The sequence below is a fragment of the Nocardia sp. NPDC004123 genome (assembly GCF_053603795.1).
This window is the reverse complement of the sequence record NZ_JBSGGG010000005.1, coordinates 92336-108035: the sequence shown is the minus strand read 5'-3', so window position 1 is coordinate 108035 and position 15700 is coordinate 92336. Positions and strand designations below refer to the sequence as shown.

General features: G+C 70.4%; 11 protein-coding genes. 6 read left to right on the top strand and 5 right to left on the bottom strand.

Annotated features, from left to right (window positions below; all coding sequences use genetic code 11):
- Window positions 1-651, top strand: a complete 651-nt coding sequence (locus tag ACWEQQ_RS08680; RefSeq protein WP_452347799.1) for an HD domain-containing protein — start codon at window positions 1-3, stop codon at window positions 649-651.
- A 15-nt stretch (window positions 652-666) separates the two neighbouring features.
- Here the strand turns inward: ACWEQQ_RS08680 and ACWEQQ_RS08675 are convergent, their stop codons facing one another.
- Entirely contained in the window at window positions 667-1161 is a 495-nt protein-coding gene (locus ACWEQQ_RS08675; protein ID WP_379386513.1) for an Lrp/AsnC family transcriptional regulator, read from the bottom strand.
- 104 nt (window positions 1162-1265) lie between these two features.
- Between ACWEQQ_RS08675 and ACWEQQ_RS08670 the strand changes: the two genes are divergently transcribed.
- Complete coding sequence (locus ACWEQQ_RS08670) at window positions 1266-2393, top strand: metallophosphoesterase (protein ID WP_452347798.1); 1128 nt, start codon at window positions 1266-1268, stop codon at window positions 2391-2393.
- A 10-nt stretch (window positions 2394-2403) separates the two neighbouring features.
- Here ACWEQQ_RS08670 and ACWEQQ_RS08665 read toward each other — a convergent pair whose 3' ends face one another.
- From ACWEQQ_RS08665 to ACWEQQ_RS08650, 4 genes are all read right to left on the bottom strand, one after another.
- A complete protein-coding gene (locus ACWEQQ_RS08665) occupies window positions 2404-3819 on the bottom strand; it encodes an NAD(P)/FAD-dependent oxidoreductase (protein ID WP_452347797.1) in 1416 nt (471 codons plus the stop codon).
- Window positions 3820-4110: 291 nt separating this feature from the next.
- Window positions 4111-5598: a gamma-aminobutyraldehyde dehydrogenase gene (locus tag ACWEQQ_RS08660; RefSeq protein ID WP_452347796.1), complete on the bottom strand. Its 1488-nt coding sequence runs from the start codon at window positions 5596-5598 to the stop codon at window positions 4111-4113.
- 37 nt (window positions 5599-5635) lie between these two features.
- On the bottom strand, window positions 5636-7000 hold the full coding sequence (locus tag ACWEQQ_RS08655; RefSeq protein WP_452347795.1) for an aminotransferase class III-fold pyridoxal phosphate-dependent enzyme: 1365 nt from the start codon (window positions 6998-7000) through the stop codon (window positions 5636-5638).
- A 12-nt stretch (window positions 7001-7012) separates the two neighbouring features.
- Complete coding sequence (locus ACWEQQ_RS08650) at window positions 7013-8503, bottom strand: CoA-acylating methylmalonate-semialdehyde dehydrogenase (RefSeq protein ID WP_452347794.1); 1491 nt, start codon at window positions 8501-8503, stop codon at window positions 7013-7015.
- Between the two features lie 104 nt (window positions 8504-8607).
- On the opposite strand from ACWEQQ_RS08650, the gene ACWEQQ_RS08645 reads away from it, so the two are divergent.
- From ACWEQQ_RS08645 to ACWEQQ_RS08630, 4 genes are all read left to right on the top strand, one after another.
- Window positions 8608-10209 carry a PucR family transcriptional regulator gene (locus ACWEQQ_RS08645; protein ID WP_452347793.1) on the top strand — a complete coding sequence of 534 codons (1602 nt, stop codon included), beginning with the start codon at window positions 8608-8610 and terminating at the stop codon, window positions 10207-10209.
- Between the two features lie 381 nt (window positions 10210-10590).
- Complete coding sequence (locus ACWEQQ_RS08640) at window positions 10591-13644, top strand: BTAD domain-containing putative transcriptional regulator (protein WP_452347792.1); 3054 nt, start codon at window positions 10591-10593, stop codon at window positions 13642-13644.
- Between the two features lie 80 nt (window positions 13645-13724).
- Window positions 13725-14939, top strand: a complete 1215-nt coding sequence (locus ACWEQQ_RS08635) for an FAD-dependent monooxygenase (RefSeq protein ID WP_452347791.1) — start codon at window positions 13725-13727, stop codon at window positions 14937-14939.
- A 188-nt stretch (window positions 14940-15127) separates the two neighbouring features.
- A complete protein-coding gene (locus tag ACWEQQ_RS08630) occupies window positions 15128-15700 on the top strand; it encodes a methyltransferase family protein (protein ID WP_452344477.1) in 573 nt (190 codons plus the stop codon).

The window sequence follows — 15700 nt, the reverse complement described above, 5'->3', positions numbered from 1 at the left end:
ATGGGGATGAGTCTGGACGCGGATCTGCTGGACCGCTGGACGAAATTGGCCGGGCCGCAGGCACGCGCGGTGGGGGAGGACCTGGTCCGCCGCTACCGTGAGCCGCACCGCCGCTATCACACCGTCGAGCACCTGGCCGCCATGCTGGCGGTCATCGACGATCTCGCCGCCGACGCGGAGGATCTGGACGCGGTGCGCTACGCCGCCTTCTTCCACGACGCGGTCTACGCCGTCGACGGCACCGATAACGAGGAGGCCAGCGCCCGCCTGGCCGAAACCGCCCTGCCCGCACTGGGAGTCGGCGCGGACACGGTGGCGGAGGCCGCGCGGCTGGTCCGGCTGACCGGCGGCCACCATCCGGACCCGTCGGACCGCAACGGCGCGGTGCTCTGCGATGCCGATCTGGCGATTCTCGCGGCCGACACGGCCGCCTACGCCGCCTACACCGCCGCCGTCCGCGCCGAGTACGCCCACGTTCCCGACCCGCTCTTCCGCTCGGGCCGGGCGGCCGTGCTGGCGGCGCTGGCCGGGCAGCCCGCCCTCTTCCGCACGCCCACCGCCCGGGCCCGCTACGAGTCCGCGGCGCGCGCCAACCTCGCGGCGGAACTCGCCATGCTCACCGCGGCGGCGGGCGAACCCGGGGCCGAGTGAGGGGTGGCACCCCGATCAGCGGGTGCCGTACTTGTAGGTCTGCTTTCGCAGCTTGAGGTACACCATGATCTCGGCGTGCCGGACCCCGGCCAGCCCGCGAATCCGGTTGGACACCAGGTCGAGCAGGGCTTCGTCGTCCGGGCACACGGCCTCGCAGAGGATGTCGTAGCGGCCCGCGCACACCACGACATAGTTGATTTCCTCGATGGCGGCCAAGATGTCGGCCACCTGCTGCACCGGCCCGTCCACGGTGATGGCGATCATGGCCTGCCGGAACAGCCCGACCTGCAGGGGATCGGTGACCGCGACGATCTGGATCACCCCGGCATCGGCCAGCTTCTGCACACGCTGGCGGACGGCGGCCTCCGAGAGACCGACAGCCTTGCCGATGGTGGCGTACGCGCGTCGCCCGTCCTCCTGGAGCTGGTCGATGATCCGCTTGGAGATGTCGTCGAGGATCGGAGCTCCCCGGCCGGAGTTCTGGTCGATCACGAGATCATCCTTCCTCATCGCGGCTGGTCGGGCGAACGCCCGACCGGCGGTCGCGAGCGCGCGGGTATGTTGGGATCGGTCGCCGGGTCCGGCGGTTTTCGGTCCGACAAGGATGATCTCCCGTGAAGTACGTTCCGCGCGCGGTTCTGTTCCTCGGCATTCCCGCGCTCCTGTTCGCCCTCCCCTGGTGGCTGCTGGTCTACACGACGATGTCCGGGACATGGTTCTGGCTCGGGTCGGCGGTGTTCCTGCTCGGCTATCTGGCGCTGCCCGCGGGCATGCTGCTCGGGCACGGCCCGCGGCAGTCCGACGCGGCGTCGCTGGTGGGCGACACCATGCTGGGTGTCATGTGGGTGGTGTTCACCTGGTCGGTGATCGGCGCCGCGGTCCGGGGTGTGCTGGCGGTCGCGGGGGTGGACGATCCGGTGCGCTCGCGCGTGGTGGCCGCCGGCGTGCTCGCGGTGTCGGTCGCGCTGTCGGCCTGGGCGATCTACGAGGCGCGCCGGGTGCCCCGCGTGCGCACGGTCGAGGTCGAGATCCCCGGTCTCGGTGCGGGTTTGGACGGTCTCCGGCTGGTGGTCGTCACCGACACCCACTACGCCGCGACCGATCGGTTGCGCTGGTCGGAGCGGGTGGTCGAGGAGGTCAACGCGCTGCGTCCCGATATCGCCTGTCACGCGGGCGATCTCGCCGACGGCTCGGTGGAGAAGCGGAGGGCGCAGGTCGATCCGCTGGGCAAGGTCGAGGCCGAGTACGGCCGCTTCTACATCACCGGCAATCACGAATACTTCGGCGACGCACCGGGCTGGATCGACCACATGTCCGGCCTGGGCTGGCAGCCGCTGCGCAACCAGCACGAGGTCATCACCCGCGAGGGCGACAGCCTCGTGCTGGCGGGCATCGACGACCCCACCGGTAGCGGCCTGCCCGGCCACGGCCCCGATATCACCGCCGCCCTGGCCGGCGCCGATCCGGCACTGCCGGTGGTCCTGCTGGCCCATCAGCCCAAACAGGTCACCGATGCGGTGTCGGCCGGTGTGGCCCTGCAGATTTCGGGCCACACCCACGGCGGGCAGATCTGGCCCTTCCGGTACCTGGTCCGCCTGGATCAGCCCGTGGTGGCCGGGCTCAGCCGCCACGGCGAGCGCACCCAGCTCTACACCAGCCGGGGCACCGGCTTCTGGGGTCCGCAGCTGCGCCTGTTCGCGCCGAGCGAGATCACCGTGCTGATCATGCGCCGGCCCAACTGATTCCGGCCGCTCAGCTGTCGAAGCCCAGGCCGGTGTAGTCGAGGGTCTTCAGCCACAGATTGCGGCGCCCCTGGTGCGCGTCCGCGCGCGCCAGGGACCAGCGGGTGAGGTGAATTCCCGCGGACCGCAACGGTTCCGGCGGCAGCGGCAGCGGCCGGGAGCGGACCATGCGCAGGCGGGTCCGCTCGGTGTCGCGGCCCCACAGCTGGTCGAGCATGACCTCCGCCCCGAAGCGGGTCGCGCCCACCCCCAGCCCGGTGTAGCCGGCGGCATAGACCAGCCGGCCCTTGTAGGCGGAGCCGAAGAAGGCGCAGAACCGGCCGCAGGTGTCGATGACCCCGCCCCAGCGGTGGGTGAAGCGCAGGCCGTCGAGCTGCGGGAAGGTCTGGAAGAAGTGCTGGGCGAGGGTTTCGAAGGTGGCCTCGTTGTATTCCAGGGCGGGGGCGATGCGATTGCCGAAGTGGTAGATGGCGTCGTAGCCGCCGAAGAGGATGCGGTTGTCGCTGGTCAGGCGGTAGTAGTGGAAGCGGTAGGAGGCGTCGCCCAGACCCATGCGGGTGCCCCAGCCGATGCTGTCGAGCTGTTCGGCGGTGAGCGGCTCGGTCATGAGCGCGTAGTCGTAGACCGGCACCACATGGCGTGACACCTTGGGCACCGGGCCCGCGAAAGCGCTGGTGCACAGGGCGACCCGGGGCGCGCGGACCTCACCGTGCGGCGTGTGCAGGGTCAGCGTGCCGCCGTGGGATTTCGAAAGGCGTTGCACCGGAGTGCCTTCGAAGATGCGGACACCGGAATCCAGGCAGGCGCGCCGTAGTCCCCAGGCCAGCCGGGCCGGATCGAGCATGGCGACGCCGTCGCGGTCCCACCAGCCGCCGAGGTAGGTGGGGGAGTGCACCATGCCCTGCATCTGGCCGGCGTCGAGCAGTTCGGTGCGGTAGCCGAGGGCTTCGGCGGCGGCGTGGCTCTCCTGCAGCCATTCGACCTCGTGGGGCGCGGTGGCGACCTCCATCTCGCCGGTGCGCTCGAAGTCGCAGTCGATGCCGTACCGCAGGATGGCCTTCTCGATGTCGTCCAGGTTGGAGCGGCCGAGCCGTTCGAGCTGGCCGATCTCGTCGGGGAAGCGCTCCATGCCATTGGCCAGGCCGTGGGTCAGGCTGGCGGAGCAGAATCCGCCGTTGCGGCCCGAGGCCGCGTGTCCGCAGAGACCGGACTCCAGCAGCACCACGTCGATGCCGGGATCGCGTTCCTTGGCCAGCAGCGCGGTCCAGAGTCCGCTGTAGCCGCCGCCGATGACGGCCAGATCCGCGGTGGTGGCCGTGGTGAGGGGGTCGGTGGGGGTCGGCCGCTCGGGCCGGTCGGTCCAGTACGGCGTCGGCGCTGCATCGATGAGTGCCGACGCCCACAGTTTGCTTCCTTTGGCCGACATGGCCGATCAACTCCTTCTCTCGTGCCGTTACGGCGAACGTTCGCGCCTGCGTGCTCGGGGTACGTGGAAGCCGCCGATGGTCACCCGTGGGGGGACCAGTCGGCGGCTTTCGAGAGAGTCAGCTGGTGGCGGCGCGATCCTCGGAGCGGCGGGGCATACGCACGGTGGACCGCAATACCTGCGTCGGCGACGTCGGCCGGTCCATTTCCGCCTCCTCCTGTGTCATGAGGATAGCCCAGAAATTCGCGGGCGGGTCCGATCGGAGCCCGCCCGCGCGATATCGCCGCCTTTTTACCCGGCCCGGAAGATGATGTCGTGCCAGGGCTTGTGCGCCGCGCCGGTGATATCCGACATGACGTGCTTGATATTCGTGTACTCCTCGAATGCGTAGGCGGACATGTCCTTTCCGAATCCGGAGGACTTGTACCCGCCGTGCGGCATTTCGCTGATGATCGGAATATGGTCGTTGATCCACACGCAGCCGGCCTGAATTTCCCGGCTCGCCCGCTGGGTGCGGAACACGTCGCGGGACCAGGCGGAGGCGGCCAGCCCGTAGACGGTGTCATTGGCCAGCGCGATGGCCTCGTCGTCGGTGTCGAAGGGCAGCACGACCAACACCGGGCCGAAGATCTCGTGCTGCACGATCTCGGAGTCCTGGGCCGCGCCGGTGATCAGGGTCGGCTCGAAGTAGGAACCTGCCGCCGGGGTGTGTTCCGGAATTCGGCCGCCGCGAACGATTTTCGCGCCGGATTCGCGGGCGCGTTCCACCATGCCCAGCACTTTCTCGCGGTGTGCGCGCGAAATGAGCGGTCCCATATCGGTTTCCGGGTTCTCGACCGGACCGAGCACCACCCGGTCCATGAGATCGGTTACGCGGCCTACGAATTCCTCGAACAGCGGGCGTTGCACATAGGCGCGGGTGGCGGCCGTGCAATCCTGGCCGGTATTGATGAGCGCGCCCGCGACCGCGCCCCGAGCCGCGGCCTCGGGGTCGGCGTCGTCGAAGACGACGAAGGGGGCCTTGCCGCCGAGTTCGAGATGGACCCGCTTGACCGCACCGGCGGCGGTGGCGGCCACCCGTTTGCCGACCCCGGTGGAGCCGGTGAACGACACCATGGCCACGGCGGGATGCTCCACCAGCGGCTGTCCCGCCTCGGCGCCGGTGCCGGTGAGCACATTGATCACGCCCGGCGGCACGCCCGCGTCGATGGCGGCCTCCGCGAACAACAGCGAGGACAGCGGGGTCAGCTCGGAAGGCTTGAGCACCACCGTGTTTCCGGCGGCGACGGCGGGCAGGATCTTCCAGGCCGCCATTTGCAGCGGATAGTTCCAGGGCGCGATGGACCCGATGACGCCGAGGGGTTCCCGCCGGATCGACGAGGTGTGGTCACCGGAGTATTCGGCCGCCGCCTTGCCTTCCAGGTGCCGGGCGGCGCCGGCGAAGAAGGCCGTGTTGTCGATGGTGCCGGGCACGTCGAATTCCGTGGCGAGGCGAATCGGCTTGCCCGCGTTGCCACTTTCGATCGCCGCGAGGTCCCCGGCACGAGTGCGCAGGATCCGGGCCCATTCGTGCATGAGGTCCGACCGCGCGGCCGGGGTGAGCCCGGCCCAGCCGGGGAAGGCCGCCCGGGCCGCGGTCACCGCCGACTCGACGTCGGCCGCGTTCGCGCCGGCGCCCGAGGCGATGACCGCGCCCGTGGCCGGCGCGATGATCGACAGCTGCGCACCCGACCCGGATCGTCGTGCGCCGCCGATGAATTGCAGTTGTTCCTGATCCATCGCGCTCCTCGCGTTCTCGAAGGTCACCGTCTCCGGGTCACACGGTATGGGAGTCGGCGACCGTGAGCGCCTGGTCGAGGATGGCGAGTCCCTCCTTGGCCTCGGCCTCGCTGATGGTGCAGGGCGGGACCACGTGCAGGCGGTTGAAGTTCACGAACAGCAGCAGTCCGGCGGCCTTGGCCGCGGCGACGGTCTGGCTCATGGCCGGGCTGGTGCCGCCGTAGGGCGCCAGGGGTTCGCGGGTGGCGCGGTCGCGGACCAGCTCCACGGCCCAGAACACGCCGAGTCCGCGGACCTCGCCGACGCTCGGGTGCCGCTCGGCCAGTTCCCGCAGGCCCGGGCCGATGACGCGCTCGCCCATGTCGGCGGCGTTCTCGACGATGCCCTCCTCGCGCATGGCGGTGATGGTCGCGACGGCCGCGGCCGCGGCCAGCGGATGCCCGGAGTAGGTGAGCCCGCCCGGATAGGCGCGGTCGTCGAAGGTGGCCGCGATGTGCGGTGCGATGGCGACGCCGCCCAGCGGCACATACCCGGAGTTGACGCCCTTGGCGAAGGTGAGCAGGTCCGGCGCCACGTCGAAATGGTCGATGGCGAACCATTCGCCGGTGCGGCCGAAGCCCGCCATCACCTCGTCGGCGATGAACACGATGCCGTACTTGTCGCACAGTTCGCGCACGCCGGCCAGGTACCCCGGGGGCGGCACCATGATTCCGGCCGTGCCCGGCACCGATTCCAGAATGACGGCCGCGATGGTGCTCGGCCCTTCGAGCGCGATGGTCTGCTCGAGGTGCTGCAGCGCCCGTTCGGTCTCCTCGGCCTCGGTGGTGGCGTGGAACTGCGAGCGGTACAGGAACGGTCCGAAGAAGTGCACGACTCCGGCATTGCCGTGGTCGTTCGGCCAGCGCCGCGGGTCGCCGGTCAGATTGACCGCGGTCTCGGTGCCGCCGTGATACGACCGGTAGCGCGCGAGCACCTTGTACCGCCCGGTGTGCAGCCGGGCCATGCGCACCGCGTGCTCGACCGCGTCCGCGCCGCCATTGGTGAAGAAGATCCGGTTCAGCTCACCGGGAGTGCGTTCGGCGATCAGCCGCGCCGCCTCCGAGCGGGCGTCGTTCACGTACGCCGGGCCGATGGTGCACAGCGTGGCCGCCTGCTCCTGGATGGCGGCCACCACCTTCGGATGCTGGTGTCCGATATTGGTGTTCACCATCTGCGAGGAGAAGTCGAGCAGCCGGTTGCCGTCGCCGTCCCACACGTAGCAGCCCTGGGCGGCGGTGATCACCATGGGATCCAGCGACTTCTGCGCGGACCAGGAATGGAAGACGTGCTTGCGGTCCAATTCGTAGGCGCGGGCGGCTTTTTCGCGGGCCGCCTCCGGGGTCAGCCCATTGGGCAGGGTCATCGCGGACTCCGTTCAGTGGTTCTGGGGGAAGCCGAGGTTCAGACCGCCGTGGCTGGGATCGAGCCAGCGGGTGGTGACGGCCTTGGTGCGGGTGAAGAAGTGCACGCCGTCGGTGCCGTGTGCATGCGAATCGCCGAACAGGGAGTTCTTCCAGCCTCCGAAACTGTAGTAGGCCATGGGGACCGGAATGGGGACATTGATGCCGACCATGCCGACCTCGACCTCGTTGTGGAAGCGCCGGGCCGCACCACCGTCATTGGTGAACAGGGCGGTGCCGTTGCCGTAGGGGTTGGCATTGACGAGGGCCAGCGCCTCGTCGTAGCTGTCCACGCGGACCACCGACAGCACCGGGCCGAAGATCTCGTCGGTGTAGACGCTCATGTCGGTGGTGACGTGGTCGAGAATGGTGGGGCCCAGCCAGAATCCGTCGGCCGCGCCGTCGATGGCCACCCCGCGGCCGTCGAGAACCACGGTGGCGCCGGAGGATTCGCCCGCCGCGATATAGGCGGCCACCTTGTCGCGGTGCGCCTCGGTCACCAGCGGGCCCATATCGGTGCCACGGGTGCCGTCGCCGGTGCGAATGGTCTTGGCGCGCTCGGTGATCCGCGCCACCAGGTCGTCGGCGATATCGCCCACCGCCACCAGCGCGCTGATGGCCATGCAGCGTTCACCGGCCGAGCCGAAGCCCGCGTTCACGGCGGCGTCGGCGGCCAGGTCCAGATCCGCGTCGGGCAGCACCACCATGTGGTTCTTGGCCCCGCCGAGGGCCTGCACGCGTTTGCCGGCGGCGGTGCCGTGCTCGTAGACGTACTTGGCGATCGGGGTGGAGCCGACGAACGACACCGCCTTGATGGCGGGGTTCGCCAGCAGTTCGTCCACCGCCACCTTGTCGCCCTGGACCACGTTGAAGACCCCGTCCGGCAGCCCGGCCTCGCGCCACAGCTCGGCCAGCCACAGCGACGGCGAGGGGTCCTTCTCGCTCGGCTTGAGCACCACGGTGTTGCCGGCTGCGATCGCGACGGGGAAGAACCACATGGGCACCATGGCCGGGAAGTTGAACGGCGAGATGATGGCCACCGGGCCCAGGGCTTGTCGTACGGAGAAGATGTCGACCTTGGTGGAGGCGTTCTCGGTGTAGCCGCCCTTGAGCAGATGCGGTATGCCGCAGGCGAATTCGACGACCTCGAGGCCGCGGCTGACCTCGCCCATCGCGTCGGCGAGCACCTTGCCGTGCTCGCTGGTGATGAGGGCGGCCAGCTCCTCCTTGCGCTCGTTGAGCAGTTCGCGGAAGCGGAACAGCACCTGGGTGCGCTTGGCCAGGGAGGCGTCGCGCCAGGCTGGGAACGCGGCAACGGCGGATTCGATCACGGTGCGGACGTCGGCCGCGGAGGCCAGGGCGACCTGTCCGGTCACCACGCCGGTCGCGGGATTGGTGACCGGTGCGGTCGCCGTGCTGGAACCGGTGAAGGACTTGCCGTCGAGCCAGTGTGCGATGGTCTGCATATCTCCTCGATTCCGTGAGTGTCCGTCCCTACTCTGCGCCATTACCCGCCGGTTGATTCCCGACGTTGTGTATCCATTTTCCAACTTCGTATTACGATTCGTCGGTGCTCCTCTCCGTTGCTGATGTGCTGGCCATGCCGGTCGTGCGGGCCGGGCAGCCGCAGGTCGTGGGCGGCGGTCCGCTGGATCGGCCGGTGCGGTGGGTGCATGTGAGCGAACTGCCGGACGTGGCGAAACTACTGGTGGGACGCGAATTGATTCTCACCACCGGACAGGCGCTGGCCGGTAGCGACGCGGCCACCGTGGCCTACCTGGAATCGCTGGCCGCGGCGGGGGTGTCCGGGTTGGTCATCGAATTGGGCACCTACGTGCGGGAATTGTCGCCGGTGGTGGCCGAGACCGCCGACCGGGTGGGGTTGCCGATCGTGGCGCTGCGCCGGGTGGTGCGGTTCGTGGAGGTCACCGAGGCGGTGCACCGGGTGATCGTGGCCGACCAGTACGCGGAGCTGGAATTCGCGCGCACGGTGCACGAAACGTTCACGGCGTTGAGCGTGCGGCGGGCGTCGCTGGCCGAGATCGTGAAAACCGCTGCCGGGATGCTGGACGCCTCGGTCGTGCTCGAGGACCTGGCGCATCGCGTGCTGGCCCTGACCGCGCGCCACACCGGCACCTCGGCCCTGCTCGAGCACTGGGAGACCACCTCCCGGCTGCTGCCCGGCACCGACCCGAATGTGGTTCCGGTGGGCCCGCATACACAGCGCTGGGGCCGGCTCATCCTGCGCTCGAACCGGGTGCCCACGGCCCGCGCCCGCATGGTGCTCGAACGCGCCGCGCAGACGCTGACCCTGCACCGGATGATCGAGCGCGACCGCTTCGGGCTGCACCGGCAGGCCCAGACCGGGCTCATCGACGATATGGTCAACGGCCGCCTCACCGACGAGCGTGACGCCGTGGCGCTGGCGGCGGCGCTCGGGCTGGCCCGCCGCGCCCGCTATGTCCCGCTCGCGGTGGAGGTCGCGGCGGCGGCCGAGGCGGATCCGGTGGCGCAGCAACGCCGTACGGCCGCACTGCTGGACGCGGCGCTACACGGGGTGGCGCTGGCCAAGGCCACCGCGCTGGCCGCACCCGACCACGGCAATCGGGTCACCATCGTGCTGGGGGTAGCCCGGAGCGGCGACCTGGACAGTGCGCTCACCGCGATCTGCTCGGCCATGCTCGGCGAGATCCGCCGCGTGGCGGGTGTGGAGCGCGCGGTCATCGGCACCGGGGGTGAATCGGACTCCCTCCTCGACACCGCGCGTGAGCTGGCCCAGGCCGCGCACGTCGCCGAAGTCGCTCTCTCCCTGGACCCTTCGGTCCCGCGCCCCTTCTATCGCAGCGGCGACGTCCGCCTGCGCGGCCTGCTGTCGCTCATCCGCGACGAGCCGGGCGTCCAGCGCTTCGCCGAGACCGAGCTGAGCGCCCTGCTCCGGCACGACATCCGCAATGCCGCCGACCTCACCCGCACCCTGCGCCAATTCCTCGACCTGGCGGGCAACAAGACCGAACTCGCCAAGCGCCTCAATATCAGCCGGCCCACCCTCTACGACCGCCTGTCCCGCATCGAACGCATCCTCGACGTCGATCTCGACAACGGCGAGACCCGCACCTCCCTCCACACCGCCCTGCTCATCCGAGACCTGGTCGCTGCCCCAGAACCTCGCTGACCGCCGCCCCGGCGAGATCCTCCGACGTGAATTCCGTGACGTCGATCTCGACAACGGCGAGACCCGCACCTCCCTCCACACCGCCCTGCTCATCCGAGACCTGGTCGCTGCCCCCGAACCCCGCTGACCGCCGCCCCTGGCGAGATCCTCCGACGTGAATTCCGTGGTAGGGGCCGGCCCGAGAAGCGCTGTGCGCCAGCGCATTCTCGAGGCGGTGATCCGGATCGCCGCCCGTCGTCCCGGTATGTCGCCGGCCTGGTCGTCGAACCGGCGGTGCTTCCGACGTGGGTCGGTGGGCTCCGGGCAGAGCGCATCGGAATGACCGGGAGCGGCTGAGGTCCGCGCGTCGGGGGCCAGGTCCGGCCCGGGCATACTGGCCGCGTGGAGTTCGGGATTCTGGGTCCGATCGAGGCGCGACGGGCCGATGGGGGCCCGTTTCCGATCGGGGGTCCGCAGGTGCGGGCCTTGCTGGCGGTGTTGGCATTGGATGCCGGGCGGGTGGTCGGGCGGGAGCGGCTGATCGACGACCTGTACGGGTCAGAGCCACCGGGGGATGCGGGACATGCGTTGCAGTCGCAGGTGTCGCGGCTGCGGCGGGCGCTGCGCACTGGTGTGGGAGACGGCGAGTTCGTCGAATCGGCCGGGGCGGGTTATCGATTGGCGGTCGACCCGGAGTCGGTGGATGCGCTCCGATTCGCGCGGCTGGCCGAGCAGGGGCGGAAAGCCTTGCGGGACCGCGATTCCGGTGCGGCGATGACGCTGCTGGACGAGGCGCTCGGATTGTGGCGTGGTCCGGCGCTGGCCGATGTGCGGGACGCGCCCTTCGCCGAGAGTCAGGGCGCGCGGCTGGACGAGGCGCGGCTGGCCGCCGAGGAGGATCGGGCCGAGGCGGCGCTCGCGGTGGGGGATTCGCAGGCGGTGGTGGCGACACTGTCGGAATTGGTTGCGGCGCATCCCCTCCGAGAGCGGGCACGCGCGCTGCTCATGCGTGCCCTGTACGCGGCGGGCCGCCAGGCCGAGGCGCTGGAATCCTTCGAAGCGGGACGGCGGCTGCTCGCCGACGAGCTCGGGGCCGATCCCTCGGCCGAGCTCATGGACGCCCACCTGGCGATCCTGCGCGCGGATGAGGTTGCGGCCGTGTCGAATCGGCGGCTGCCCACCCCGCTCACCAGTTTCGTCGGGCGGGAGGACGAACTGGCTCGGCTGGTGCCACTGGTCGCCCAGGCCCGCCTCGTCACCCTGATCGGCCCCGGCGGCACCGGGAAGACGCGCCTGGCGCTGGCGGCGGGCGGCCGGGTCCGCGGCGACATCTGTTTCGTCGAATTGGCGCCGCTGGTGGACGGTGTGCAGGCGGCCCAGGCGATCGCGAGCGCCCTGGGCTGTCGCGACCTGTCGGCGCATGCGGCCCCCGGACCACGCGATTTCGAGTCGCAGCTGGTCACCGTGCTCGCCGACCGTCCGCTGCTGCTCATCCTCGACAATTGCGAGCACGTCGTCCTCGATATCGCCCGCCTCGCGCACCGCTTGCTGGTCGCGTGCCCGGGCCTGCGGATTCTCGCCACCAGCCGCGAGGCGCTGCGGGTCACGGGCGAAACGCTGTTCCCGGTCCCCCAATTGCCCATGGCCCCACCGGATTCGCCGCTGGCCGACCAGCTGGCCGCCCCGGCGGTGCGCCTGTTCGCCGACCGGGCCGCCGCGGTCCGGCCCGGCTTTCTCCCGGACGCGGGCACCATCGCCCTGGTCGCCCGCATCTGCCGCCGCCTCGACGGCCTGCCGCTCGCCATCGAGCTCGCCGCCGCGCGCCTGCGCACCCTCGACCTCCCCGAGATCGACGCCCGCCTCACCGACCGCTTCCGCCTGCTGGCTCGCGGCGACCGCACCGCCGAACCCCGCCACCAGACCCTGCAGGCCGTGGTGGCCTGGAGCTGGGAACTCCTCGAACCCGCCGAACAGCAACTGGCCCAGCGCTTCTCGGTCTTCGCGGGCGGCGCGACCGCCGAGCAGGCCCGCCGCGTGTGCGACATCGACGATATCGACGACCTCCTCGCCGACCTCACCGACAAGTCCCTGCTGGACATCGCCGCCGGCCGCTACCGCATGCTCGAAACCATCCGCGAATTCGCCCGCACCCGCGCCATCGAATCCGGCGACCACGAGAAAACCCAGCGCGCCCACGCCGAATACTTCGCCGACACAGCCGAAATCGCGGACCCCCTACTACGCACCGCCACCCAACTCCAGCACCTGGCCCGCCTCACCACCGACCACGACAACCTCCAGTCCGCCCTGCACTGGTCCACCACCGCCGACCCCGCCCTCGCCGCCCGCCTCATCGCCGCCCAAGCCTGGTACTGGTGGCTCACCGGCCACTCCGGCGACGGCCCCGCCCTCGCCAACCGCCTGCTACCCGAACTGAATTCGGCAGTACGCCGGCCGGACCCGGCCGCCCGGCCGCACGGTCAGCCGATGCACCGCGATGACGTCGGCGACCGCCGAGACGCAGACCTCCACGAGCCTGCGGCGCTGATCACTCCCACTGCCGCGCACCGGTCGGATACGCGCCCGCTAGGCGAGGAGCGGCGCGTGCCGTTCGTTGCGGAAACCGCTGCTGGGCATGATGCACCGGGAGTGGAGTCGAGCGTCGCCGCGAAGGCTCGCCTATCCCGGCCCGAGCGGCTGGTTGCCGTGGATGCGGAGCAATACGCGCTGGTGGCGGCGGTGGCAGCGCGGGGACGGGATGATCTCGCGGCCGCGGTCGAGCGGGCGGCGGCGGGGGTTGCGGCGCAGGAGCATCCGATGCGGCAGCCGCATCTGATCTTTCTGCTCGCGCTCGCGGGCGGGATGCTGCCCGGGGATCCTGCGGAGTTGCGCTGGTTGTTCGGGGCGGATGACTGGTCGCAGGCGTTTCTGCGGCTGGGGGACGGGATGGCGTTGTTCATGTCCGGACGGGCCGGCGAATCCGAGCCGGAGTTCGCGGCGGCGCTGGCGGGATTCCGGCGGATCGGGGACCGGTGGGCGATCGCGGCCGCATTGGACAAGCTGGCGGCGGTGGCCGAGCGGCGCGGCGATCGGGCCGCCTCGCTGGCCCTGATCGATGAGGCGATCGCGGTGAACACCGAATTGGGTTGGGCCGCGGACACTGCCGACCTCTTGACCCGTCGCGGCGACATCCACCTCGGCGGGGCGGCGGACCGGGATGCCGAAGCGGCGCGCGCGGATTATGAACGGGCAGCGGAGCTGTCGCGGACCCACGGCGCGATCGACATGTACGCCGGTGCACTTCGCGGCCTGGGGGATATCGCTCGTGCCGAAGACCCGGCGTCAGCGCGGAACCTGTACCGGTCGGTGCTGGCGATCCCGGCCGGAGGTTCGATCGCCATCACCGAGGCGCACGAGCGGGCGCGGGAGGGTCTCGCACTGTTGGAAGGCGCCTGAAATCGCAGGTCAGGATGTTGGTGAGGGCCGGTGAGCCGACGGTGAGGGATTGGTGAGCACCCCGGCCGAAGCTGTGTGACATGACCAGCACACAGCAGTTCGCCAACAAGACCGTCCTCATCTCCGGCGCCAGCGTCGCCGGCCCGGCCCTCGCCTTCTGGCTGAAGAAGTACGGCTTCACCGTCACCGTCGTGGAGCAGGCTCCGGCCCTGCGCGAGGGCGGGTACAAGGTCGATATCCGGGGCGTGGCAATGGAAGTCGTGGAGCGGATGGGGCTCACCGACGAGATCCGCAAGGCCTCCACCGATATGCGCGGCGGTGCGTGGGTGGACGCGACCGGCAAGGCGATCGCCACCCTCGGACCGGACCTGATCGGCATGCGTTCGCCCGGCGACGACGAGGTGCTGCGCGGCGACCTGGCGCGCATCCTGTTCGACGCCGGCAAGAGCGGCGTCGACTACCGGTTCGGCGACGCCATCACCGAGCTGATCGAGCACGCGGACGGCGTCGAGGTGCACTTCCGTCACGCGGCTCCCCAGGTGTTCGACCTGGTGATCGGCGCGGACGGCATGCATTCGACGGTGCGCCGCAGCGTCTTCGGCGCGGAGGAGCAGTTCGCCCGGCACACCGGCATGGCGGCCTGCGTCATCTCGGTGCCGAACTACCTGGACCTCGATCACTGGGAGCTCATCCACGCCGCCCCCGGCAAGGTCGTGCAGGCGTACAGCACGCAGCGCTCGGCGGCCAAGGCGCAGTTCATCTTTCCCGCCCCCGAGCGGCTGCCGGACCGCCGCGACACCGCCGCACAGCAGCGGCTGGTGGCCGAGGCCTTCGCCGGCGGCGGCTGGGAGACCTCGACCCTGCTCGACGCCATGCCGGACTCGCCGGACTTCTACTTCGACACGGTGAGCCAGATCCACCTGGAGCGCTGGTCCTCGGGCCGCGTCGCACTGGTCGGCGACGCCGCCTACTGCCCGTCCCCGCTGTCCGGGCAGGGCACCAGCATGGCCCTGGTCGGGGCGTACGTACTGGCCGGTGAGCTGCGCGCCGCCGCCGGCGACCACCGCGTCGCCTTCGCCGCCTACCAGCAGCGCATGCGTGAGTACGTCGACGAGAACCTGACCCTCGGCTGGAACAACGCCACCCAGATGGTCGCCGCCGACGCCCGCGCCCTGCGCATGCAGATGACCATGCTGCGCATGCTGCGCTGGATGCCGTGGAAGGGCATGGCCCTGCGCCCGATCATGAAGCCGATCGAGAAGGCCGCCAATGCCATTCGACTCGAGCGGTACTGATCGGGGCGCGGTGTCGGCATCGAGCGGGGCGTGGTGTCGGCATCGAGCGGGGCGCGGTGTCGGCATCGAGCGGGGCGCGGTGTCAGCATCGAGTCTGATCCGGGGCGGTCAGGGTTCATTCTCCGGGTGGATCCCCGATGCGGGCCGATCCCGTTTGATGGTTATCTCGAACCGGAAGGGAGTCCGACGTGACCATCGCCGTGTACACCACCTGGGCGTGGATGGCATTCGAGATCGCGCTGCGGGTGCGGGATCGCATGCGCGGCACCGGCTCCACCGCCGGGGACGGCCACACCAGGCTCCTCATCTTCGTGCTGGTGGCCGCCGCCATGACGGTCGCCAGCTTCGCCGGAATCCTCCTCCCGGCCGACAGCCCGCTGCGTTTCCCCGGCCCGGTCCTGCCGTGGCAGATCCTCGGCGTCGCCCTCATGTGGCTGGGCCTGGTCGTGCGAGCCTGGGCGATCGCGGTGCTGGGCAAGCACTTTCGCACCACCGTCGAGGTGGACCAGGACCAGCCGGTCATCAGCACCGGCCCCTACCGCTGGATCCGGCACCCCTCCTACACCGGCATCCTGCTGCTGACGCTGGGCTTCGGCCTGGCCGCCGGCAACTACGTGTCCCTGCTGCTCACCACCGTGGTCCCGGTCTACGCGTTCCTGCGCCGGATCACGCTCGAGGAGAAGACACTGGTGGCGACCCTGGGCGCGCCCTACGAGACCTATCGCCTCACGACCAAGCGCCTGGTCCCCGGCGTCTGGTGA